A 1218-nucleotide genomic window follows, 5' to 3' on the forward strand; every position below is an offset into this window, starting at 1 on the left:
AAGAAGATTGAGGGGGAAAATTTTCATGAATCTAGGGGGCTAGTTTAAAAGAAATTAAAAGACAATTAAATATACCTAGATTTCAACACCCGATTAGTAAAAAAATGGTACCATTAACAGATAGTAATGGTAAAAGGATATTAAATGATAATAAACAGCCTATTATGACTCGAGAATTTACATATGAAGTAAAAGGAGAATCAAGATCATTCAGAGGGTCATAAGTTTGGAGAAGGTGGAGTTGGAGATCATCCACTGCATCATAATGTAAGACCTGAATACAATACACGAACAGGACAGGTAGATGGTATGGAGGATCATTATTATTTTGAGAAGAGAAATAATAAATAGGGAGTATAAAAATGATTGATCAATTTAAATTTTTAAATCCCCAAGCGTTAATTAGTATTTTTGGGAAAATACCAAATTTGGAAGAATCAGAGTTATTAGATGTGCGTCTTAAAAGAGATGGTCCGACTTTAGTTATTCAATTGATGACAAAGGAAAATGTTGAAAACAAGCCAAAGCGATGGAATAAGTGGGATGTAATTTATGTAGAGATATCTTTCTTTACTATTCATAATTTAACAATAAAAGGTTTAGGGACAGAAAATATAATTGATTATTTTGAAATAAATACGATAGAAGAAGAGGGTTTATTAAAAATTAAGTGTAAGAATCAAATGTTAGTTGAGTGCTCGTTTGGATGGGCAAAGGTAGAAGGGGTAACCCCAGGTTTAATAGGATTACCATAATTTTGATGGGAAGTAGATAGTTAATTTTTATAATATTCATATTTTAATATTTTGGGGTTAAATAAGGAATGTATAAAGGACATTTGAAACGTTGATAGTATTGCAAACATATGAAGCGGAAATTATTAAAATTAAGACACCTGATTATATACCTGTATTAGGTGATTATGATAGAAGTGTCAAAGGTGAGATTATAATAGGTGGGTATGGTTATAGATTCCGCAGGAGTTTCATTTAAGTTTGAGAAGGAAGCGAGATAATAGAATGCAAAAATTTTCAAAAATAGTTATATGTGTTGGTGCGTTAATAATGATTATACTGGGCATGATTGTACATGATACATGGAAGGATAGGATTTATTTTTCTTTAGCTGTACTTTTTGTTACCGTACTTTCTTTAATATGGAATATAGTTGCTTATAATATTATGGATAAATTTAGAAAAAAAGAGAATAAATAGCTAT

2 protein-coding genes are annotated in these 1218 nt (G+C 29.9%); both read left to right on the forward strand.

Translation table 11 applies throughout. The annotated features are described in order from the left end of the window. The first annotated feature begins 255 nt into the window (after window positions 1-255). Window positions 256-351 carry an HNH/endonuclease VII fold putative polymorphic toxin gene (locus ACQGS6_RS28895; protein ID WP_242785551.1) on the forward strand — a complete coding sequence of 32 codons (96 nt, stop codon included), beginning with the start codon at window positions 256-258 and terminating at the stop codon, window positions 349-351. Window positions 352-362: 11 nt separating this feature from the next. Next, window positions 363-755, forward strand: a complete 393-nt coding sequence (locus ACQGS6_RS28900) for an immunity 50 family protein (protein WP_000566925.1) — start codon at window positions 363-365, stop codon at window positions 753-755. Window positions 756-1218: the final 463 nt, after the last annotated feature.

It is taken from the genome of Bacillus sp. GMs2/2, assembly GCF_050172095.1.
GTDB lineage: Bacteria > Bacillota > Bacilli > Bacillales > Bacillaceae_G > Bacillus_A > Bacillus_A cereus.